15 protein-coding genes are annotated in these 22,438 nt (G+C 66.1%); 10 read left to right on the plus strand and 5 right to left on the minus strand.

Features of this window, described 5'->3' with window-relative positions:
- Positions 1-50: 50 nt before the first annotated feature.
- Positions 51-749 carry a LuxR C-terminal-related transcriptional regulator gene (locus ACOFKW_RS09580; protein ID WP_419813927.1) on the plus strand — a complete coding sequence of 233 codons (699 nt, stop codon included), beginning with the start codon at positions 51-53 and terminating at the stop codon, positions 747-749.
- 36 nt (positions 750-785) lie between these two features.
- Here the strand turns inward: ACOFKW_RS09580 and ACOFKW_RS09585 are convergent, their stop codons facing one another.
- The 3 genes from ACOFKW_RS09585 to ACOFKW_RS09595 form a co-directional block, all read right to left on the minus strand.
- Entirely contained in the window at positions 786-1,976 is a 1,191-nt protein-coding gene (locus tag ACOFKW_RS09585; protein ID WP_419813928.1) for a glycosyltransferase family 4 protein, read from the minus strand.
- Between the two features lie 51 nt (positions 1,977-2,027).
- Positions 2,028-4,679 carry an Ig-like domain-containing protein gene (locus ACOFKW_RS09590; RefSeq protein WP_419813929.1) on the minus strand — a complete coding sequence of 884 codons (2,652 nt, stop codon included), beginning with the start codon at positions 4,677-4,679 and terminating at the stop codon, positions 2,028-2,030.
- A gap of 98 nt (positions 4,680-4,777) precedes the next feature.
- Entirely contained in the window at positions 4,778-6,562 is a 1,785-nt protein-coding gene (locus ACOFKW_RS09595) for a hypothetical protein (protein ID WP_419813930.1), read from the minus strand.
- A 224-nt stretch (positions 6,563-6,786) separates the two neighbouring features.
- Here ACOFKW_RS09595 and ACOFKW_RS09600 point away from each other — a divergent pair, with 224 nt between their 5' ends.
- A complete protein-coding gene (locus ACOFKW_RS09600; protein WP_419813931.1) occupies positions 6,787-8,013 on the plus strand; it encodes a glycosyltransferase in 1,227 nt (408 codons plus the stop codon).
- Positions 8,014-8,115: 102 nt separating this feature from the next.
- The gene (locus ACOFKW_RS09605; RefSeq protein WP_419813932.1) at positions 8,116-9,879 is read left to right on the plus strand and encodes a hypothetical protein; all 1,764 of its coding nucleotides are present in this window, start codon (positions 8,116-8,118) and stop codon (positions 9,877-9,879) included.
- Here the strand turns inward: ACOFKW_RS09605 and ACOFKW_RS09610 are convergent.
- Positions 9,876-12,131, minus strand: coding sequence for a GumC family protein (locus ACOFKW_RS09610; RefSeq protein ID WP_419813933.1), 2,256 nt, complete (start codon positions 12,129-12,131; stop codon positions 9,876-9,878). The two genes, ACOFKW_RS09605 and ACOFKW_RS09610, sit on opposite strands and share 4 nt — an antisense overlap.
- Before the next feature lie 420 nt (positions 12,132-12,551).
- Here ACOFKW_RS09610 and ACOFKW_RS09615 point away from each other — a divergent pair, with 420 nt between their 5' ends.
- The 7 genes from ACOFKW_RS09615 (at position 12,552) to ACOFKW_RS09645 (ending at position 21,945) form a co-directional block, all read left to right on the plus strand.
- The gene (locus tag ACOFKW_RS09615; RefSeq protein ID WP_419813934.1) at positions 12,552-13,643 is read left to right on the plus strand and encodes an acyltransferase family protein; all 1,092 of its coding nucleotides are present in this window, start codon (positions 12,552-12,554) and stop codon (positions 13,641-13,643) included.
- Positions 13,644-14,030: 387 nt separating this feature from the next.
- Positions 14,031-15,305: a DUF3422 family protein gene (locus tag ACOFKW_RS09620; RefSeq protein WP_419813935.1), complete on the plus strand. Its 1,275-nt coding sequence runs from the start codon at positions 14,031-14,033 to the stop codon at positions 15,303-15,305.
- Between the two features lie 122 nt (positions 15,306-15,427).
- Positions 15,428-16,762, plus strand: a complete 1,335-nt coding sequence (locus ACOFKW_RS09625; RefSeq protein ID WP_419813936.1) for a sugar MFS transporter — start codon at positions 15,428-15,430, stop codon at positions 16,760-16,762.
- A gap of 55 nt (positions 16,763-16,817) precedes the next feature.
- Entirely contained in the window at positions 16,818-18,143 is a 1,326-nt protein-coding gene (locus tag ACOFKW_RS09630; RefSeq protein ID WP_419816919.1) for a sensor histidine kinase, read from the plus strand.
- Positions 18,140-18,817: a response regulator transcription factor gene (locus tag ACOFKW_RS09635; RefSeq protein ID WP_419813937.1), complete on the plus strand. Its 678-nt coding sequence runs from the start codon at positions 18,140-18,142 to the stop codon at positions 18,815-18,817. Before ACOFKW_RS09630 ends, ACOFKW_RS09635 begins: the two co-directional genes overlap by 4 nt.
- An 81-nt stretch (positions 18,818-18,898) precedes the next feature.
- Positions 18,899-21,172 carry a TonB-dependent receptor gene (locus ACOFKW_RS09640; RefSeq protein WP_419813938.1) on the plus strand — a complete coding sequence of 758 codons (2,274 nt, stop codon included), beginning with the start codon at positions 18,899-18,901 and terminating at the stop codon, positions 21,170-21,172.
- A gap of 104 nt (positions 21,173-21,276) precedes the next feature.
- On the plus strand, positions 21,277-21,945 hold the full coding sequence (locus ACOFKW_RS09645; RefSeq protein WP_419813939.1) for a hypothetical protein: 669 nt from the start codon (positions 21,277-21,279) through the stop codon (positions 21,943-21,945).
- Positions 21,946-22,030: 85 nt separating this feature from the next.
- Here the strand turns inward: ACOFKW_RS09645 and ACOFKW_RS09650 are convergent, their stop codons facing one another.
- On the minus strand, positions 22,031-22,432 hold the full coding sequence (locus ACOFKW_RS09650) for a hypothetical protein (RefSeq protein ID WP_419813940.1): 402 nt from the start codon (positions 22,430-22,432) through the stop codon (positions 22,031-22,033).
- Positions 22,433-22,438 lie beyond the last annotated feature (6 nt).

The raw sequence follows: 22,438 nt of genomic DNA on the forward strand, positions 1-22,438 counted from the left end.
AAGACGTTCGCGTTGTTGTGGTTGGACCACATGAGATCGCTCGGGAGGGTTTGCGGCGGATCCTGGCGGATGCAGGCTTCAACGTCTGCGCGCTGCCGACCTATGATCCTGCCCGCGCGGCCAATTCCGACGGTGGACCGCCCAATCTCGTCATCATCGAAGCACATGACATGGATGTCGGAGTCGCCATGTGCGCTACGCTCAAGGCAACGGTGCCCGGCGCACGGCTCGTATTGATTACCGAGGAGTGCGATCTCGGATCTATCCCGCGGGCGCTCGCCGCCGGTGTCGACGGCCTGCTCAACAACACCATCGCGTGCGAGCCGCTGGTCGCGGCGCTCGGACTGATCATGATGGGCGAAAAGGTCGTACCTACCCAGGTAGTCAACGCCCTGACCGGATACGGTTTTCCGTCGCAGCCGCACGTCTGGGACGTCACCGACGTCGGCACCAACCTTTCGGAGCGCGAGACCGAGATCCTTCAACAGCTCGTGCTGGGCGAGGCGAACAAAGTCATCTCGCGGCGGCTGATGATCAGCGAGGCGACGGTCAAGGTTCACGTCAAGGCGATCCTGCGCAAGCTGCACGTGTTGAACCGGACCCAGGCAGCGATCTGGGCGGTGCATCGCGGCATCACGGCACGCGACTCGCATGTCAGTCACCGTGTCGGGGCGAACGACCTGCACGTCGGGCCTGGGATCCCGCCGCGCGACCTGCACCTCGCCGCTGGTCTGGCCGCCTCGGCCTGAACGACGTCGCGACCATCTGACCGTGTCGGTTCCGAACTAGGACCGACACGGCAGCAGTTCCCGATACGCCGCCTCGACGCCCTGCCGGTGCCGGGTGCGGCCATAGCGATCGAGAGCGTCCTGACGGGCGGCGGCGACGATCCGCGCGCGCTGCTCCGGATGATCCGCGAGTTGCAGGATGCTTTCGGCGATCGCGCCGGCATCGTCGACGCGTGCCAGCAAACCGGTCTCGCCGTGCCGGATAGCTTCGCTATTGCCACCGGTGTCGACTGCGACGACTGCGGTCTCGAGCAGCATCGCCTCGATCAGGGTCCGTCCGAACGGTTCGCCGACGGCGGTGACTGCTAGCGTGTCGCACGCCGCCAGCCAGTCGGCTCCCGGCCGGCGGAAGCCCATCAGCTTGACCTTCGACGACACGCCAAGGACAGCGGCCCGCTCGACGACTTCGGCATCGAGGCCCTGGTCGATGACGCCGCCGAACATCAGGCCGACACAGGTCCGTTCCGGTGCCCTGGCGGCAAGCTCTGCGATCACATCGACGAACAGCAGCGGGCGCTTGCGAGCGACGAAGTTGCCGAAATAGCCGACGATCGTCGTCGTTTCGGGCAGGCCGAGCTCGGCGAGCAGCTTGGCGCGCATGGCCGACCGGTCGACCGCGATATCGGTGTCGAACGGACTGTAGACGACGCTCGCGGTGACCCGGCGTGGCTTTCGATTGAAGTGCGACAGTGCGAAGGCCGAGACTCCCACGACCTTGTCGGCGAAGTGGGGGGCGAGGTGGCGCAGCCCGCGGGCTTCCGGGCTGCTACGATGATGCCACAGCAATTTGGCACCGGCCATTCGCGCCGGAAGCGCCCAGGTGATGTGCATGGCACCTTCGTTGGTATGGACGATGTCGACCTGCCGCTGCTTCAGGAAACGGGCGAGGCCCGGCACGGCCATGGCAGCGCGGGCGTGATCCCCGATCCCCTTCGACTGCCATAGCCCGGACATCCGGCCGAAATGCACCGCAGCCGGAGCGACCTCGAACGCGATCTTCTCGTCGGCGAGCAACTCTTCGAACTGTCCGCCGCGTTGGTGGACGACGACCAGCGGCCGGTAGTGCGCCGGGTCGAGCGACTTGATGAGCTGGCAGGCCGAGATGTGACTTCCACCGACCATCCCGCCGGCGAATGGAAAGCACACGTTGATCGGCGGGGCGAGGCGGCCCGGATCGGCTTCGGCCATGCTCAGGCTACCGCCGCCAAGCCAGCACGGATGACAGTGTTGCTCACCGGCTTAGGCGATCAGCATGATGTCTTGGTAGGTCAGCGCGGCCCCCGAATTCAACACGGCGATCTGGACCTGCGCAGCCCCGCCGACGCCGTCGGGGTCATAGAACAGGCCACCGGTCGCCGCGTTGTAGATCAGATGGTGATCGCTCGTCGTCGCCTGCGTACCGGCGGTGAAGGCGATCGAGGGCAGCGACCCGGTCGGCGTTCCAGCGAATGCCGCGAACGCGCTTTCGGAGATGACCAGCTTGTCGACGCCGTGGACGAAATCCTTGATGGCGTCGCGATCGGCCGAGACGGTCAGCGTGTCGAACACGAACTGGTCGCTGCCGGTGCCGCCGGTCAGCTCGTCGATGCCGGCGCCGCCGATCAGCACGTCGTCCCCGGCCCCACCTTGCAGCGAGTCCGCGCCACCGCCGCCGATGATCGTATCATTGCCGTCGTTGCCGAGGAGGAAGTCCTTGCCGAGGCCGCCGTCGATCAGATTGTTGCCGCTGTTGCCGTTGATGGTGTTGGTCACATCGTTGCCGATGCCGTTGATGTCGGCGCTGCCGGTCAGCGTCAGGTTCTCGACATTCGCATCCAGTGTGAAGCTGACGCTGGAATTGACCTGGTCGGTGCCCTCGCCGGCGAGCTCGATCACCCGGTCGCCGACGTTGTCGACGATGTAGACGTCGTTGCCGATGCCGCCGACCAGCGAGTCGGCACCACCGCCACCATTGAGGAGATCGGCTCCCGCGCCACCGTAGATCGTGTCGGAACTGGCGTTGCCGGTCAGCGTATCGTTGCCGCCCAAGCCATTGATGGTCCACAGGTCGTTGCTGCCGGCGGTGAAGACGTTGACGCCATTATCACCGGTGAACGACTTCGCCTCGGGCAGGTCGTTGAGGGCAATCGTGTAGCTGGTCTCCACGTACAGGCCACCGGTATCGGTTGCCCGGGCGATGATCTGATGGCTCGCGTTCGTTTCGAAATCGAGGAGCGCGCCGTTGGCGACGGTGATGATGCCGGTCGCGGCATCGACGATGAAGCGGCCGTTGGCGTTGTTGGTCAACGAATAGCTCAGCGTGTCGCCATTGTCGGGATCGATGCCGACCAGCGTGCCGACGACGGTGCCGTTTGCCGCGTTCTCGTCGACCGTGTTGTTCGACAAGGTCGTCGAGACCGGCGCGTCATTGGCACCGTTGATGACCAGGGTCACCGTGCCCGAGGCGGTCAGCCCGGCGATGTCCTTGACCGTGTAGGCGAAACTGTCGGTCGCGGTCTGTCCGGCACCCAGCGACTTGAACGTCGTGCCGGGATCGTAGGTGATGACGCCATTGGCGAAGCCCAGGGCAAAGCCGTTCGCAGTCGCCGCGGAGACGCCGACGACGCTCAGCACATCGCCGGGATCGACGTTGATGTCGTTGGCAAGCAGCGCCGCGGCGCCGAAGGTCCCGCCATTCTGCCCGATGGCGATCCGGTCGTCGGTGACGATCGGGGCATCGTTGACCGCAGCCACGTCGACGGAGACGCGTCCGGTTGCGCTGAAGCCATCGACGTCGGTGACTGTGTAGTTGAAGATCGCCCGGCCGCTGAAGTTGGGATTCGGCGTGAAGTCGATGGTGCCATCGGCGTTGAGGACGACGGTACCGCCGGTCACCGCAGCAACGCTGGTGATCGTCAGCAGGGAATTGGCGGCGTCGCGGTCGTTGACCGTGAAGCTGCTCGCGAGGAACTGCGCCGCCGTGTCCTCGGTCGCGAAGGCCGTGTCCGGTGACGTCAGGATATGCGGCGGCGGGCCTTGTCCCGGCAGCGGGGCGAACAACTTGGTCTTGATGCTGGTGCCGTTCGGGTCGCCGCCCAGTCCGCTGAGATCGGTCCAGCCGATGACGAAGCCGCCGCCCGGCACCGAGGTGATCGCCGGTTCGGCCTGGCTGCCGAGGGTGGCGGTATTGACCGTGACCTCGCCGCCGACGCGCTGGCCGAAGTCGTCGAACATCTGCGCCTTGATCCCGGCGGTACCCTGTTCGCTGCCGGTGCCGCTGTAATCCGCCCAGCTGATCACGAAGCCACCGAACGACAATGGCGTAATGCTGGCCTGGATCTGGGCGCCGGTGGTCGTCGTGTTCGCCAGGATTTCCCCGCCGACCCGGTTGCCGTTGGCATCGAAAACCTGCGCCTTGATGCCGAAATTGTCGAGGTCGCCGCCGCGATTGCTGCTGTCGGCCCAGCTGATGACATAGCCGCCGGTGTCGAGCGCGGCGATCGCCGGCGCCTGCTGGTTGCCCAGCGTCTGGGTGTTGACCAGCACTTCGCCGCCGATCTTGACGCCCGCCGCGTCGAACATCTGCGCCTTGACCGAGTCCTTGCTGCTGTCGCCACCCTGCAGGCTGCTGTCGCGCCAGGTGATGACGAAGGCGCCGCTTTCCAGCACCGTCACCGCCGCACTGTCCTGGCCGTTCTGTGTCGACGTGTTCGCCAGGAACTCGCCTCCCGTCTTGTTGCCCGCGGCATCGAACAGCTGCGCCTTGATGCTGGTGCCACTGCTGTCGCCGCCCTGGCCGCTGGCGTCGGTCCAGGTGACGATGAAGCCACCATTGATCAGCGACGCGGCGGCCGGTGCATTCTGGATCCCCGCCGTCGAGGTGTTGACCAGAAGCTCGCCACCCGTCGCCACGCCGTTGGCGTCGTAGATCTGCGCCTTGACCGCGTAGTTCGACGTATCGCCGCCCGACTGGCTGGCATCGGACCAGCTGACGACGAAGCCGCCCGACTTCAGCGATGCAACGGAAGGATTGTCCTGGTGGCGACCGTCGACGTGTTGACGAGGAACTCGCCACCGACCTTGTTGCCGGCGACGTCGAAGACCTGCGCCTTGATCCCGTTGCTGCTGGTGTCACCGCCGATGCCGCTGTTGTCTGTCCAGCTGACGACATAGCCACCCGAGGCCAGCGAGGCGATCGACGATTGCTGTTGGTTGTTGGCGGTTGCCGTGTTGGCGAGCACGTCGGCACCGGCCGAGTAGCGCGCCTCGATCGCCGCATCGGCAATCGTGATCGTGACGATCTCGTCGTAGACGTTGCCGAAATTGTCGCTGGCGCGGATTGTGACGTCGACCGTCGGCGACGTCTCGTAATCGAGTTTGAGGCTGTCCTGCACGACCAGCCGGTCACCGTCGATCCGAAATGCACCACCGGTCGAATCGTCGATCAACTGATAGGTGTAGCTGGCGTTCAACGCGCCGTTGGCCGACAGGCTCGCGACCGGAAGATTGGTCACGCTGGTCTCGGCGTAGGTCGTGGAGCTGATCCCGAGATCGGTGATCGTCCGGCTGCTGGGCGCGAAGATCTGGGCCTTGATGCCCGATCCTGCCGTGCTCGACGCGCTGAAATCGGTCCAGCTCACGACCAGCGCACCCGACGCCAGCGTCGTGATCTGCGGCTGCTCCTGGCTGTTCACGGTCACCGTATTGACGTTGAACTCCTGGCCGACCTTGTTTCCGGCGCCGTCGAAGATCTGCGTCCGGATGCCGAAGCTACTGGAATCGCCCACCAGGTTGCTGTTGTCACGCCAGGTCACGGCAAAGCCGCCGCCAGCAATCGCCGACACCGTCGGTGTGTCCTGCGTGTTGACGATCTGCGAGTTGACCAGGAATTCGGTGCCGAGCTTGTGACCCGCCGCGTCGAAGATCTGAGCCTTGATCCCGGCGGCACTGCTGTCGTCCTGCAGGCTGAGGTCGCGCCACGTCACGACGAACCCGCCACTGCTCAGCGATGTCACGCTGGCCTGGTCCTGGGTGTTCGCGGTGACGGTGTTGACCAGGAACTCGCCGCCGACCTTGGCACCGGTAGCGCTGAAGATCTGGGCTTTGATGCTGGAGCCGCTGGCATCGCCTCCGAGCAGACTGTTGTCGGTCCAGGTCGCGACGAATCCGCCGGACGCCAGCGACGTCATCGCCGATTGCTGCTGGCTGTTCGCGATGCTGGTGTTGACCAGGAACTCCGCGCCGACCTTGGCGCCGCTTGCATCGAAGATCTGGGCCTTGACGCCGGTACCCTTGTTATCCGGCGCCAGGCCGCTGGCATCGGTCCAGCTGACGACGAAGCCGCCGCCGGCAAGCGCCGTGCTCGACGCGTTGGTCTGGCCGAGCCGGGTGACGGTGTTGACGAGGAACTCGCTGCCGACCGCTGCGCCGTTCGCGTCGTAGATCTGCGCCTTGATCCCCCCATTGCTCGGATCGTTCTGGAGGCTGTTATCGGTCCAGTTGACGACGAAGCCGCCGTTCTTGAGGGCGGTGATGGTCGGCTGTTCCTGCGCATTCGACGTCGCGGTGTTGACGAGGAACTCACCGCCGACGCGCGTGCCGTTGGCGTCGTACATTTGCGCTTTGATGCTGGTGCCGCTGTTGTCACCGCCTTGGCCGCTGGCATCGGTCCAACTGATCACGAAGCCGCCCGAGGCAAGCGCCGTGATCGTCTGCGCCGACTGATTACCCGCCGTCGTCGTTTCGACCTGAAATTCCGCACCCCACCGGTCGAAAGCCCCGATCGCCATGTCCAATACCCCCATATCGCTCGACGCATCCCCCGCTGCATCCACGTGTCAGGAATAGTGCCGGATTCGCTGTAGAATTGCAGGCAGGATGAAGGACAGTCGGGCGACCATTCGGAGCCACTCGAGCCGAAGAGATCAGGGCACCAAGATAACGGGCTAATCCAAACGGGTAGTAATAAAATTCAATTCGCCACCGCTATGATCGGGGCGAGTTTCAGGGACTGCCGAGCTTGCAGATACTGTTCGTTCACCAGAACTTTCCGGCTCAGTTCAAGCATCTGGCGCCGGCGCTGGCGGCGCGAGGCGACCGCGTCGTTGCGCTGTGCATGAACGCCTATGCCGGCGGCGCCGGGATCACGGCGGTGCGCAGCCATGCAGGCTATTCGAGCACCACCACAGGCCATCCGTGGACTGCAGATTTCGACACGAAGATCATCCGCGGCGAAGCGACCTTGCGCTCGGCGCGGCGCCTGGCCGAGCAGGGGTTCGAACCCGACATCATCATCGCCCATCCGGCATGGGGCGAAAGCCTGTTTTTAAAACAGTTATGGCCGCGGGCGAGGCTGGGCATCTACTGCGAGTATTTTTACGGCTCCGACGCCGGTGACACCGGGTTCGATCCGGAGTTCCCGGTCGCCGATCCGCTCGCCAATGCGTGTCGGCTGCAGGTCCGCAACCTGGCGCAGCAGATGCATTTCGAGATGGCCGATGCGGCGATCTCGCCGACGTCGTGGCAAGCCGACACATATCCACCGAGCTTTCGCCCGCGGATCGAGGTCATCCACGATGGTATCGACACCGAGGCGGCGATCGCCGGGCCAGCGTCTGCGCTGACTGTCGGCGACACGGTGCTGCGACCGGGCGACGAGGTCATCACCTACGCGGCGCGCAACCTGGAGCCTTATCGCGGCTATCACCGTTTCATGCGCGCGTTGCCTGACCTGCTCGCCCGGCGACCACAGGCGCAGGTGCTGATCGTCGGCGGCAACGGCGTCAGTTACGGCGCTGCACCGCCCGCGGGAAAGACCTGGCGCGACATCTACCTGGACGAGGTCGCCGGGCGTATCGATCGCTCGCGGGTCCATTTTCTCGGCTGGCTGAGCCCGGACCGCTTTCGCGCGGTGCTCCGCCTGTCGATGGTCCATGTCTACCTGACCTATCCGTTCGTGCTGTCTTGGAGCCTGCTGGATGCAATGGCGACCCGCTGTACCATCGTCGCCAGCGATACGGCACCGGTACGCGAGGTCGTCGACGCGACGACAGGGGTACTGGTCCCGTTCTTCGACACGGAAGCGCTCGTCGATGCGATCTGCGGCCTGATCGAGGCGCCCGGGCGTCGCGTCCTGCTCGGGGCAGCCGCCCGCGCGCGTGTCGTCGCCGACTACGACCTCGCACGCTGCCTGCCGCTTCAGCTCGCCTGGGTCGACGCGCTCGCCGGCCGCATCACCCCCCGATGAGCGCGGCATCATCCCGATGACCGTTTCTCCGGGCAGCACATCAAGCGCTAGCGTCGTCGGGCCAGATGTTGCTCGCCATCGCGATTGTCGGAGAGGCCCTAGGTGTCGGGACGAATTGGAACCGGTGGCGTGATCGCCGGCTCGCTGCTGGCGATCACGAGCGGTGCTGTCGTGCACGTCCAGGGCCAGTCGGATCACGGCGGAGCCGCCGCGGGTGCCAAGGTCGTCGGGCCGATCTGTAATTCCGAGCCGGTGCGCACCTCGGGTCCGCTGGCCTTTCCGACCGCCGAGGGATTCGGGCGGTTCGCGCGCGGCGGGCGTGGTGGCGCGGTGTTCGCAGTCACGACGCTGGCGGACCATGGCCCCGGCTCGCTGCGCGCCTGTGCCGAAGCGTCGGGTCCGCGGACCTGCGTGTTCCGAACGAGTGGCACGATCGCCGTCGACACCTGGATCAACGTCCAGAACCCCTATCTGACGATTGCCGGGCAGACTTCACCGGGCGGCATCGCGATCAGGCTGGGCAATTCGACGAACACGCCGCTGTTGATCCAGACCCATGACGTCGTCATCCGCCACCTGCGCATTCGCCCGGGCCGATCGGAGCAGAGATCCGAGAACGTCGATACGGTCCAGATCAGTGGCGGCGCGCACGACGTCATCCTCGATCATGTGTCGACGTCATGGCCGACCGACGAGGGCATCAACATCGTCGGCGACGGTCATCTTCAACGGCCGTGCATGGATACGCGCAACATCACGGTGCAATGGTCGATCCTGTCCGAGGGGCTCAACCGCGCAAATCGTGGCCCGCATAGCCGCGGCACTTATTTTGGCTATGGCGCGCGCGACATCACGTTCAGCCACAACCTGATCGCCAACAACTACCGCCGCAACCCGCTGCTCAACACGCGCGGGCAATTCGACATGATCAACAACGTCATCTTCAATTCGCAGCGCTACAACGCCGAGCTGTACACTCGGTTCGGCGATCTGTTCGTCAATGCGATCGGCAATGTCGCCGTGCGCGGACCTTCGGCAGAAGGTCGCTTGCAATTGTACATGTTCAATTATTTCCGGGATAATCCTGCCAGGTTTGCGATCTTCCTGAAGGATAACCTCGACTGGCGACGGGCTGGCGACGTCGGCGACGATCGGCTGGCCCTCGATCCGGCGAACTGGTCTTACGTCGCGAAGGCCCCTGTCGGTCGTCTGTCGATCCCGGCCCAGCGTATCTCGGCGCCGGCACAAGCCTATCGCGACATCGTCACCAGCGTCGGTGCCAACCTTCCCTATGATGCGGCCGACCGCCGGCTGCTTGCCGACATGATGCGCTGCAAGGGCGCGATCATCGACGATCCGTCGCAAGTCGGCGGCTGGCCGATGCTCGAGGGCGGGGAGCCACCGGCCGACCAGGACGGCGACGGCATCCCCGACGCGTGGGAACTGGCCAACAACCTGTCACCGAGCGACCCGGAAGACGGGCGGAAGATTGCTGGTGAGCAGGGCTATACCAACCTCGAGCTCTATCTGAACGCGCTTGCCGACCTCGGCCGGGCCACATCCGGGTCCGAGGCTCGGCTGCCCGACCTGGCCTGTGGGTTGCCGACGCCGCGCCCGGGACCGTCACCCGTGGTGAGGATCAGCGCGCAGCCCGCGGTGGTGGCCTCGGGTGCGCCTGTCACGCTCAGCTGGCAAGGAGAGTATTTGGACGCCTGCAAGCTGGACAGTTCGCTGGCCCTGCCGAGCGGATCGCTGACGGTGTGGCCACGCCGGTCGCGGACTTACATGATCCACTGCACCGGCATCGACGGCGGCGACGCCATCGACTCGGTGGCAGTGACCGCCGAGGCTGCGAAAAAGCCTTAGCCCCGGGCCAGTGACGTCTCCGGCCGGCCCCGCCCGAACCACCGAGCCACCATAGCCGCAAACCGTTCCCGCCGACTCAGTATCGGAGCAGGTCCGAAGTAGGACGCATATTCCGAGTAGTGCTGAAGTTCGTCGCCATAAGCGGCAGCGGCATGTCGGCGGTAGTCCACCCGGTTGACGACAGCAGCAGTCAGCGCGCCGCGCATCAGCTGCCGGGCGGCGCGTGCGGCGGTGTCGCGCGTGCGACCCCAGCCCAGCACCATCAGCGTCGCATCACCGAGCGTCGCCAGCATCCGCGCATCGCTGATCGGAAGCACCGGCGGCGCATCGACGATAACCAGCTGATATTGCGCGCCCAGCGTCGCCAGCAGCGGTGCGATCATGCCGGCGGTGATGTACCGCCCCGGCTCGGCAGGCGGCCGCGCGACGCTGAGCGCGTCGAGCCGCGGCGTCGCCGCATCGCGCGAGATGGCTTCGTGAAGCGTGGCCTCGCCGTCGAGGTAGGCGATCAGGTCGCGTGGTGCCGGCGAGCGGCGCATCACGGACATTACCGCTGGCTTGCGGAAATCCAGGTCGACGATCACCGTCTTGATACCGAGGCTGGCGGCGACGGCGCCCAGGCTTACCGCGATCGTGGTCTTGCCGTCGCCGGGCAGCGGCGAGGTGATCACCACGCGATTGCCCGAGGTCGGAAGCGTGCCGAGCAACGCCATGTAGATCGTCCGGATGCTCTCGCTGAACACCGAGGTGGGTTGCGATGCGATCAACTGCTGCGGAGCCAGCTTCGCCTCGGCGCGGGTCAGGGCCGGCACCATCGACAATGCCTCGACGCCGAGCAGCCGCCCGACATCGTCCCCGGTCCGCACCCGGTCGTCCATCTGCTCGACGGCGACCGCCGCGATGATGCCGAGGATCAGCCCGGCGATGACCGCCACGCCCAACAGGCGCATCACCTTGGGATCGCTCGGCGAGGTCGGCAGGACCGGTTTGACCGCGACCGACACCTCGATCTGGATGCGAGCTTCGCGGCCGCGCACTTCCTGCAGGCGGGCAAGCTGCGCGAGGTATTGCGTTCGCGTCGTCTGCGCACCGCTTTGCAGGTCGCCGAAGCCGACGCCTGCATCGCGTGCATTCATCGCGCGCTCGCGGACGCTGCCGACTTCGCCGGCCAGTTGCTGCTCGCGGGCCTGGGCCACGCTGACATCGGCCGCGAGGCTCCGCTTGATCCGCGCCCGCTCTTCGCCGATCCGCGCCGCGACATCGGCTCGCTGTGCCTGCGCCGCGAAGACATCGGGATAGCCCGGTCCGAACTGCGCCTGCAGTTCGGCAAGGCGCTTGTCGAGCGTCGACTGCTGGCTCAGCAGCTCGTTGAGCAGCGGGGTGGTGGCGGGTCCGGCGCCGCCGTTGCTGGCAGCGAATTGACTATAGCGTGCCGCAGCCTCGACCCGGCTCGTGCGCGCCGTCGCCAGCTGGTTGCCGAGCCAGTCGACGGCGGCTGGATCCGCGGCCTGGCCTGGCGTCCCGATCAAGGCGCGGGAACGTCCATAGCTGGCGGCGGCGCGCTCGCCCGACGTGGCCTGCTGGCGCAGTTCGTTCACGCGACTGTCGAGCTGCGCGATCATCAAGCCGGTGGCCCGCTCCTTTTCGTCGCGCAGCCGGGCGATGTGGAGATTGGCGAAATTGTTGGCGATCATCACCGACTTGCGCGGATCGCTGGTCTTGACGGTGATGGTGATCAGGTGGGTCACGCCGACGCGAGCGATGGTGACGTGATGGTTCATCAGGTCGTCGATCACGCTAGCCTCGCGTGCCGCCTCCGTGTCTTCTCCCGTAGTTTCGGTTCTCGCCGGCAGCAGGCCAAGCTTGCGGCGGATCGACCGGCTCGGCGACCGGAATTCCGGATCGTCGATCAGGCGCAGCTTGCGCACGACACCCCGCGCCAGCGGCAGCGAGTTCAACAGTTCGAGCTGGTTGGCCATCCGCAGTTCGTCCTGCGGTCGAGCCGGGTCGGGGTCCCCGACATCTTCGGCGGTCGTGTCGTAGCCGGCAACCTGGAGGGTCGTCGTGGCGGAATACATCGGCGTGACGATGAGGACGTAGGCAAGGACCAACGCGATGACGGCCAGCATGACTCCGGCGATCACCAGCTTGCGGCGCCGCATCAGCTGCAGCGGCGAAGCCAGGTCGCGCCGGTCGGCGGAATGCGCCGCACCGAACGGTTCAAAGCGAACCGCCTCCACCGTTGCCATCATGTCCCCCAGATAAATACGATATCGCCTGATCTTACCATCAGACGACAAAGTCTGGGCTGGACCATCCGGATTAGGCCAATCGGTAGGTGTGCTGGCCTCGTCGATCCGCAGCCGGCGAAGTTGCGCTTCGCAGCAATAGCGCGAGATTACGGGACCTGACGAAGGAGGAATCGGGCGCTCGGAACTCTTACGCCCGCGCGTCGTGATCTTTCAGGCTTACCCCGATGCGCCATTCTTGCTCATGGCCGGCGCCGCTAACCTGTTTCCGATGATCGACTTGGTGAAACCGGACAGTCGTGAAGCCTCGATGCGCGGTCCTGTGTCGGCTCGGCGATCGTCCAGGCATGGCGGCGCGCCGTGATCGATCAGGCGAGGACTGCATCGACGACGCGTCTCGAGTGGATCGACGTCGCCAAGGGATTGAGCATCGTCCTCGTGGTGTTCGGGCACGTCTTCCCGCCCCCGCTGGGCGCCAGCATCGCCGTGGTCCGGATGCCGTTCTTTTTCTTCCTGTCGGGCTACATCTTCAAGCCGCGGCCCTGGCCGGAGTTCCTGTGGTCGCGGGGCAACAGCCTCATCGTTCCGTATTTTGCCTATCTGATCAGCATCGTCGCGATCGAATACTCGGTCAGCCAATGGGCAGCGACCGGAGATCGCTTCATCGAGCAGCCTCCGCTCATCCTGCTCCGCGAACTGGTCAAGGGCGGCAGCCACCTCGACGGCTATGTCGGTGCGCTGTGGTTCCTGTCGACGCTGTTCTTCACGCTGATGGCGTTCAACTGGCTTTTGCTGCGCGGCGCCGGGCGTTCGGGATTTTCTCCGGCCAGCCGATACGTTGCCTTGCCCGTGATGACGTTGCTGGCCATCGGCTTCGCGCTTCGCTCCCACCAGATCTATTACGGCATCGGGATCGCGCCGGTCGCGCTGTTCTTCGTCTGGGCCGGCTCGGCTTTCCGGGTGACGGCAGTTCCAGAGTGGCTATGGGCGCCGGCCCTGCTTGCGCTCGTTGCGGCAGTGGTCGCCGGCCTTGCCGTCTATCCGGATTACCGGTTCGATATGCGGCTCGCGACTTACGGCCTGCCGGTCGTCTCGCTGATCGGCTCGATCGGCGGTTGCTATGTTCTGGTGTTGGTCTGCAAAGCACTCGCGCACGTCGAGGGCATCAGGGCCGTTTTCTCGAGCCTCGGACAGAATTCGATCGCAATCATGGCGCTTCACCTGAGTGTGGCGATCCCGGCCCAGAGACTGGCGCAAATTCCGGCCCCGGTCACGTTCTTCCTCGCGATCATTCTGCCGTATCTCTTCGCCCTCCTGCTTCGGCAGGGTCCCCGGTTGCCGCAATGGCTATTCCTCGGCCTGCCGCCCCGACAACCGGCAGCGCTTCAGGCCTGGATATCGACCCATCAAAGGTCCGAAAGCGTCCAAGACGATCAGCCCGGCTCCCGGGCCAGCCTGTCGAGATCGCCCATGACCACAGTTTCGGCTCCACCGTTCGAGTCTAGCCGTAACTAATTTCAGTGGACAAGGCGAACCGCCCGCTGCCGGGGGACGGAGCGGGCGGCTCTACGAAGGGATCGGGCGATCACCATTCGCGAAACGATCACTAGCCGAAGTACATTCTAAAATAAAGAGCGCCGTATACTGACGCTGTTCGCAGCAGACTGTGCTTTAGTCTTTCGAGATCGCACCATATTAAGCAGTAATACCTTAGATGCTGTGTAATGATCCGACATAAAGTGTGGTACCTTCGAGCGTTCGGTGCCGTTGCGGCCGTCGCTATTCACGCTCGCCCGATTGCTCGCCAGATCCCGCGCCGACGCGACGCATCGTCCGGCGACAAGGTCCGGCTTGGCACGCCGCGCAATCCCGCTAGGGTAGCCGACGGACCTGGGAGCACCGATGACCCGCTGGCACCTTCACCCCGAACGTGATGCACTTCTCGCCGAGGCGCACGCCCGGCCGTACACGCCGCTTGGCTGCCCGACGGTGGCGACGCGGCTGGCGACCGTATCGGGCGAGGCAGGGTTGGCCGCCGACCGGGCGCACATGACGGCACTGTGCCGCCGGCTGGGACAGGCCGAGCCGGGTCCTGACTCTCGCTGGTCGGCGCTGGATGCCGGGCAATGGTCGCTGCGCTGGGAACGGCACACGGAATTTTCGACCTGGACGTTCTTCCGGGCATCGGACCGCGCCCACCCGTTCCTGGAAAATGCGCACGACCGTGCCCCAAAGGATTGGCTCGCCGACCTGCCGGGTGAGCTGCTGGTGGCGACGACCCTCGACCTGCGCGCCGGCGAGAGCGTGTCGTCGGTGTCGGCGCTGCTTGGCGGCGATGCGATCGGTGCACGGTTGCTCGATGCCACCGCATCGGTGTTCACCGACCTGCGACCCGATGCTGAGGGCTTCACCCGCTATTTCCTGCTCGTCTCAGGTGACGATCCGGCCCGCGCCGGACGGCTGGCGCTCGCCCTGCTGGAGGTCGAGACCTATCGGATGATGGCGCTGCTAGCCTTTCCGGTCGCACGCGACGCCGGTCGGGAACTGGCTCGCATCGAGGTCGCCGCCAGCGAACTGGCGGCCCAGCTGGCGCGCGAAAGCGGCGTCGACGAGGATCGCAAGCTGTTGGCCCGCCTGGTCGTGCTGGCGGGTGAGGCCGAGGCGTTGAACGCCCGCACGTCGTTCCGCTTCGGTGCCGGCCGTGCCTATCACGAGATCGTCCACGACCGCATCGCAGCGCTGCGCGAGGCGCCGGCCGCCGGATTGCAGACCTTCAGCTCGTTCATGGAACGCCGCCTGGCGCCCGCCATGCGCACCTGTGACACCGTTGCCGCCCGCGAGCGCGAAGTCATCGACCGGATCGCGCGCACCGGGCAGATGCTGTCGACGCGGGTCGAGGTCGCGGCCTCGGCATCCAGTGCTTCGTTGCTCGCCTCGATGGATCGTCGCGCCCAGGTCCAGCTTCGCCTCCAGCGCCTTGTCGAAGGACTGTCGGTCGCGGCGATCAGCTATTACATGATCAGCCTGCTGGCCTACGTCTTCAAGGCCGCGGAACATGCCCGGCCAGGCTTCGACGCGACGCTGTCGATCGGGATCGTGGCGCCGTTCGTGGTTGTCGGCGTCTGGTCGATCATGCACCGGGTCGCCAATCGCCTCGAAGCCGAGGCGCATCGCTGAAGCCGCCGCCCCGCAGAACCGCGTTGACGCCCCACAGGCCCGGTTATAGTCAGACAAGAGCCTGCGACAGTCTATACGTCGGAACCTCGAACGCGGTGCAATAGCATCAGGAGCGAAACGCGATGGCAATTCCGACCAAGACCAATGTTGGCGCTTCCGCAGCGGCAAGCGATCGAGCGCCGGCACCCTATGGTCCAGTATTGACGCTGCTCGCCAGCCTGTTCTTCATGTGGGGCTTCATCACGGTCATCAACAACACGCTGCTGCCGCATCTGCGCAGCGTCTTCGAGCTGGATTACACCCAGACGACGTTGATCGAGTCCGTCTGGTTCATCGCCTATTTTATCGCCTCGATCCCCTCGGCAAAGCTGATCGAGCGTATCGGCTACCAGCGGTCGATCGTCGTGGGGTTGGCGATCATGGCCGCCGGCGCGCTGCTGATGGTCCCGGCCGCCCGGCTACCGTCTTACGGCGTCGTGTTGACCGCGTTGTTCGTGATCGCCAGCGGCATCACCTTGCTCCAGGTCGCCGCCAATCCTTATGTCGCGGTCATCGGGCCACCCGAGACAGGTTCGTCGCGCCTCAACCTTGTGCAGGCATTCAACTCGTTGGGCACCGCGCTGGCGCCGCTGTTCGCCGGATATCTGATCCTCGGCCGTTCGCGCAGCGGCACCGCCGGCACCGAACTTCATCTGACCCAGGTCGAGCGCTACGCCGACGCGCAGTCCGTGGTCCTGCCGTATGTCATCGTGGCGGTGGTGCTGGTGCTGCTCGCCTTCGTCATCGCGCGCTCGCCACTGCCGGCGATTGGGCGGGCCTCGCAACGCGCCTCGCAGCACGACCGCGCCGGATTGTCGCTGTGGAAGCACCGCAACCTCGTCTTCGGAATTCCTGCGATCTTCATCTACCTGATCGCCGAGATCGGGGTCGCCAACCTGTTCATCAACTTCGTCTCGCAGCCCGAGATCGCCGCGATCACCCATGAGCAGGCGTCGCGCTACCTGGCGATCCTGTGGGGCGGCATGATGGTCGGCCGCTTCGCCGGCAGCTTCCTGATGCGTTCGATCCCGGCCGAAAAGGTCCTGGCGGCGTTCAGCGTCGGCGCTTTCCTGACCATGGTCGTTACCATCGTCTCGACCGGGCCGCTGGCGATGTGGTCGCTGATCCTGGTCGGCCTGTTTCATTCGATCATGTTCCCGACGATCTTCACGCTGGGTATTCGTGGGCTCGGCCCGTTGACGGAGGAGGGATCGGGCCTTCTCATCATGGCGATCGCCGGTGGTGCGCTGGTCGTCGTGCAGGGCTGGCTCGCCGACCACTACGGCCTGCAACGCTCGTTCGTGCTGACGGCGGTGTGCGAGCTTTACGTGCTGTTCTATGCCGTTTGGGGCGCACGCCCGACGCATGCCCTGCCGGACCCGCTGCCCGTGACCGTACCATCGGAGCGGGCGGGCTGAACGATCGGCGGCGTCGCTCGACGGTCAACTGCCATCGGTCCAGAAGACCGTCGTGATGATGAAGCCCGCCGCCGCCACGACTTGCGGGATATTGCTGATCCTTTGCATTGCGGGACTGGCCGTAGCGCAGGCGATGAGCCTGTCCGCCGCCGACCGCTATCTCGAGCGCTCGCTTGCCTCGCAGGTCCAGTCGACCGCAGTCTCCGCGATTGCAGCCACCGTCGCCGGGGCGGTCCGCGACGGCAGCACTGCGGATGCAGACCGCGCTCAGTTGAACACTCAACTGCGCGCCTACCAGTCTTCGGTGGCGCGCGAAGCCGTGGTCGCCGCCAAGCAGTCTGGTGGCCGTGATGACGCCCTGACCGCCGAGCGTATCGCTGCGAAGCAATTCGAGACGCTGGCACGGCAAGCGGTATCGACGCGCGATCCAACCGCAGCCGTGTCGACACTACGTGAACTCAGCGATGCCGTTGCCGCCATCTCGGCACGTGAACAGGCAGAGACGGTCGCCACGGCAAGCGCCATGACGGAGCTGCGTCTTCGCATGAACATCCTTGGCATGGCGCTGGCCGGGGCCGCGGTGGCGCTCGCCGTCGTTGCGGGGCTGGCTCTCGGCGATGGCAATCGCCGCCTGGCCCGGCTCGTCCAGGAGCGGACGCTCGAGCTCGAGACCAAGAACGAACGACTTGCCGACGTCGATCGCAACCGCCGGCTGTTCTTCGCCAAGCTCAGCCACGAGCTGCGAACGCCGATCACGGTGGTGCGCGGCGAGGCCGAGGTCGCGCTGCGGCTCGGCGACGATGCGGCGGCGATGCGCGGCGTGCTCGGCGAGATCGTCGTGCAGGCGGACGTGCTCGACCGCCGGCTGGAGGAACTGCTCGGCGTGGCGCGAGCCGACGACGGCCGGCTGGATCTGGAACGCGTGCCTGTCGACCTAGCCGAACTGGTCACGGCCAGCGTCCAGGCAGTCTCCGGGTTTGCTGCGTCGAACGATGTCGTGCTCGATGTTCATGCGCCGGCCAGCCCTTTGATCGTGGAGGGGGACGCCCGCTGGCTGCAGCAGGCAGCGCTGACGATAATCGACAACGGCATCAAATTCTCGGGCCCCGGCACTTTGCGGATCGACGTGGCAGCGAACGCCGGCGGCGCCAGACTGGTCATCGCGGATGACGGCAGCGGGATTCCCGAAGCCGACCTGCCGTATGTCTTCAACCCTTATTACCAGTCGGCACAGCCACGGGCGCGCAGCGGTGTCGGGCTGGGTCTGGCGCTGGCGCGGTGGATCGTCGAACAGCATGGCGGCACGATCCGTGCCGAGAACGCTGCGACGGGCGGCTGCGTCACGACCATCGAGCTACCGCTCAGGTCGGTTTCCGTATGAAGCTGCTGCTGGTCGAGGACGATCCTGGCATCGCGCGCTTTGCGCTGCGCGGCTTGGCTGCCGAGGGCTATGTCGTGGATTGGCATCGTGACGGCCGCAACGCCGCCGCCAGCCTGGCCACGGGCAGCTACTGCGCCGCCATCCTCGACCTTGGCCTCCCCGATTGCGATGGGCTCGACCTGTGCCGAGACCTCCGCGCCGCGGGGATCGACACACCGGTAATCATGCTGACGGCGCGGACGACGCTGCAGGATCGGCTCGACGGCTTCGACTGCGGAGCCGACGACTATCTGCCCAAGCCATTCGCATTTGCCGAGCTAGTGGCGCGACTTGCGGCGATGATCCGACGGTCTGGCATGCGCCCCGGGCGTATCGCTTTTGGAACCCTGCGTCTCGACCAGATAGCGCGCGAGGCCTTTGTCGGCACCGTCCGGCTGACCCTCAGCCGACGCGCCTTCGATGTCCTTGCGGCGTTGGTGCAGGGCGGCGGCCCGGTCGCGCGCGAAACCCTGTTGAAGAGCGTCTGGGGCAGCGACACCGAGGTCAGCGACAATTCGGTCGATGTCTACATCGGTACCCTGCGCCGGGTACTCGCCGCGCACCCGGACGCACCGACGATCCGCACGTTGCGCGGCCAGGGCTTCCAGCTTGTCCTAAAGAACGAGACAATCTGAGCAAGTCTTCAGGATTTCCCGCCCGGCTCCCTCTAACGACTTGGCAACGCCCAGGATCGGGCGAGTTTGTGGGGGTGCCGCATGGCCCGGATGTTACTCGTCATCGCCATCGTCGCGAGCCCGGCTTTCGCGCAGGAGTCAGACCCCGCTAATCCGACGATCGTCGTGACCGCGCCGGGCGGCGGCGTGGACATCGACGATGCGATCATCGCCAGTTCGGCCGATCTCAACCGTGCCGGTCATGCCGACCTGCTCGGAGGACTGGCGCGGACGGTGCCGGGACTGTCGCTGTCCGAGGCGCAGGGCAATCCGTTCCAGCCGAACTTCGTCTACCGCGGCTTCGTCGCGTCGCCGCTGCAGGGCAGCGCACAGGGCCTGGCCTTCTATGTCGATGGCGCGCGCTTCAACCAGCCCTTCGGCGACACCGTCAGCTTCGACCTCCTGCCGCAGGCTGCGGTCGACACGATCGCCATCCTCGATGCCAGCCCGGTCTATGGCCTCAACGCGCTGGGTGGTGCGGTCGTCGTCACTACCAAAACCGGACGCACCGCGCCCGGGCTGGCGATTTCCGGCGCCGGCGGCCGCTTCGGTCGCGCGCAAGGCTCGGTCGAGGCCGGCTGGAGCGACGGACCGCTCAGCGCCTATGTCGACCTCGAGGAGAACCACGATAGCGGCTGGCGGCGGCATTCGCCCTCGACCCTGTACAACGGCCTCGTCGATCTCGGCTATGACGGCGCGACCGCGGGCGTCCACCTCAAGCTTACCGGGGCCGACAGCGACCTGACCGGCAACGGGTCCGCCCCGGTCGAACTGCTCGCCGCCGATCGCCGCGCCGTATTCACCTACCCCGACAACACCCGCAATAAATACGGTCGCGCCAGCCTGCATCCCTGGGTCGAGCTGTCCGGGACGACCCGGCTCGAAGCCACGCTTTATTACCAGCAGCTCAAGCAGCGTACCTTGAACGGCGACGCAGCCGATATCGAGGCGTGCGACGATGATCCCGGCCTGCTCTGTCTCGAAACCGCCGCCGACGAGGCCCAGCCGCTGCTCGACAGGAATGGCGACGGCATTCCTGACACGCTCGGCGGCGAAGGCTATGGCGTCCTCAATCGCAGCCGCACCAACACGCGGGCGGGTGGCGCGCTGATCCAGTTGACCGACAAGCGCCCGCTGTTCGGCGGCGAGAACCAGCTGACCATCGGTGCCAGCTATGACCGCAGTCACACCCGCTTCGACTCCTCGACCGAGGTCGGCCGATTGACCGAGGAGCGCAGCGTCGAAGGTCTCGGGCCGATCGTCGCCCAGCCCGACGGCTCGATCACTCCCGTCTCGCTCGATGCGCGCACTCGCTACACCGGGGTGTTCATTGCCGAAAAGCTGCCGCTGTTCGGCGGCCTGAGCGCCGAGCTCGGCGTTCGCTGGAACCACGCCCGGGTCATTCTCGACGATCGGATCGGAACGGTGCTCGACGGCAATCACACGTTCAGCCGGGTCAACCCGGGGGCGGAACTCGACTGGGAGATCTCGCCGGCGCTGTCGCTGCGCGGCGGTTACGCCGAGACCAACCGGGCGCCGACGCCTGCCGAACTCGCCTGCGCCGACGAGGACGCGCCGTGCAGCCTGACCAACTTCTTCGTCGGCGATCCGCCGCTCAAGCAGGTCGTCGCGAAGACCTGGGAACTCGGCGCCTCCGGCCGGCTCCGCGAGGGTCCATGGCGGATCGACTGGCTGCTGTCAGGTTACCGCGCCACCAATCACGACGACATCCAGTTCATCGCCGCCGAGACCCGCGGGCGCGCCTTCTTCCAGAATATCGGCCAGACCCGGCGACAGGGTGTCGAGGCGAGCGTCACCGCCGTGCAGGGGCCATGGTCGCTGCGCGCCGGCTACGCTTTCACCGACGCGACTTTCCGTACGCCGCTGACGCTCAACAGCCCGGACAACCCATCCGCCGACGACGATGGCCAGATCAGCGTCAGGCGCGGCGACCGCATGCCAAGCGTGCCCCGTCACCGCGGGCTGGTGTCCGTCGACTATGCCGGGCGCGGCTTCTCCGTCGGCGGAGATGTACAGGCCCAGACCGGCCAGTATCTGGTTGGCGACGAGGCGAACCTCGAGCCACGGACGGGCGGCTTCGCGCTGCTCAATCTGCGCGGCAGCGTCGCGGTGGCAGGCCCCGTGACGCTGTTCGCCGAACTGTCCAACGTTTTCGACAAGCACTACGCGACCTTCGGGACATTCTCGGAAACCGGCGAGGTGGAGTTGTCCGAAGCGCCCAACGCCAGCAATCCGCGCAGCCTAGGGCCAGGGACGCCACGCCGCTGGTTGGCCGGGCTTCGCGCCAGGTTCTGATCTTGCGCAGTGCCGTCGCGCGCCTTGGCTGCCTGCACCCACTGGAACTGAAGCGCTGCAGTATCGTTTGGGAGGCTCAACGAAGGTTCTAAAGGGTTTGTCCAATGCGTAACATCTTGCGTTCCATCAGCGTCTGTGCGCTGCTCGCTGCCTCGACCGTGCCATTCGCTGCACACGCCGCCGACGATGCCGCCAAGGCTCGTGCCGCCATCGCCGCGGCGCGCGGCAAGATCGATGCAGGCGACAAGGTCGGTGCCAGCGCCGAGGCTGCCGGGATCCAGGCTCGTGCCCGCGACGCGTTGCGCTCCGCCGAGCTGAACCTGGCGCAGGGCCACAAGAAGGAAGCGCAGATCGACGCCGCGCACGCCTCGGAGATGGCCGATGCAGCGCTGGTCACCGCCGACCGCCGCAAGGTCGAAGCCGAGCGTGACCGGAGCCGCGATGCGGAAGCCGCCGCCAGCACTGCCCAGCAGAACGCCGCTGCCGCCGACGCTCGCGCCGATGCCGCACAGCAGGGCGCCGCCGCCGCAGCCGCTCAGGCCGCTGCCGCGCAGCAGTCCGCAGCCCAGGCCGCCGCGGAAACCGAGGCACTCCGCAGCGCACCGCCGGTCGTTGCTCAGGCGCCGACGACGACCACGGTAATCCAGAAGGAGACCGTGCGCCGTCCTGCCACGCCGGCCCGCCGTACCGTGACCCGCGTCGTCCGCAAGCCGGCAGTCGCGGCACAGGTTACCGACCGCACCACGACGACGGTGACGACGACGCCGCAGTAAGCTGCAACCTGCCCGATCGACGAAAGGCCGCCACCTTCAAAGCGAAGGTGGCGGCCTTTTGCTGCCAGCGTCGTCGATGATCCCGTTAGAAGGGAATGCCGACGCGCTGGCCATTGGCACGCCGCTCGTCGGCCCATTGGCGCAGCATCGCGGCGGTGCATCCCGTCTGGCCGCCGGCGCCGACCGCCGAGCAACTGTCCGGCCGCTCCGGGCGTGCTGCGTCGTCGAGGGTGGCGACCCGCGCTGACCATGGCTGCTCGGTGCGTTCCGCCTTGTGCTTGCGCAGCTTTGGCGGAATCCGGAAGCGCTCCGCCTCGGGCAGCCGGCCGCAGACCACGATGTCGCCATTCGATGCCGTGGGGCAGGGATCGTTGCCATAAACCGTGGCCGTCGTGATGATCTGTCGGCCAACCAGCGGCGGTGCGGCATGGGCGGGCGCCATAAAGCCCAGTGCCAACAGCGGTGCGACCAACCAAGTCTTAGTCATCGCGGT

The sequence above is a fragment of the Glacieibacterium sp. genome (assembly GCF_965200405.1).
GTDB lineage: Bacteria > Pseudomonadota > Alphaproteobacteria > Sphingomonadales > Sphingomonadaceae > Glacieibacterium.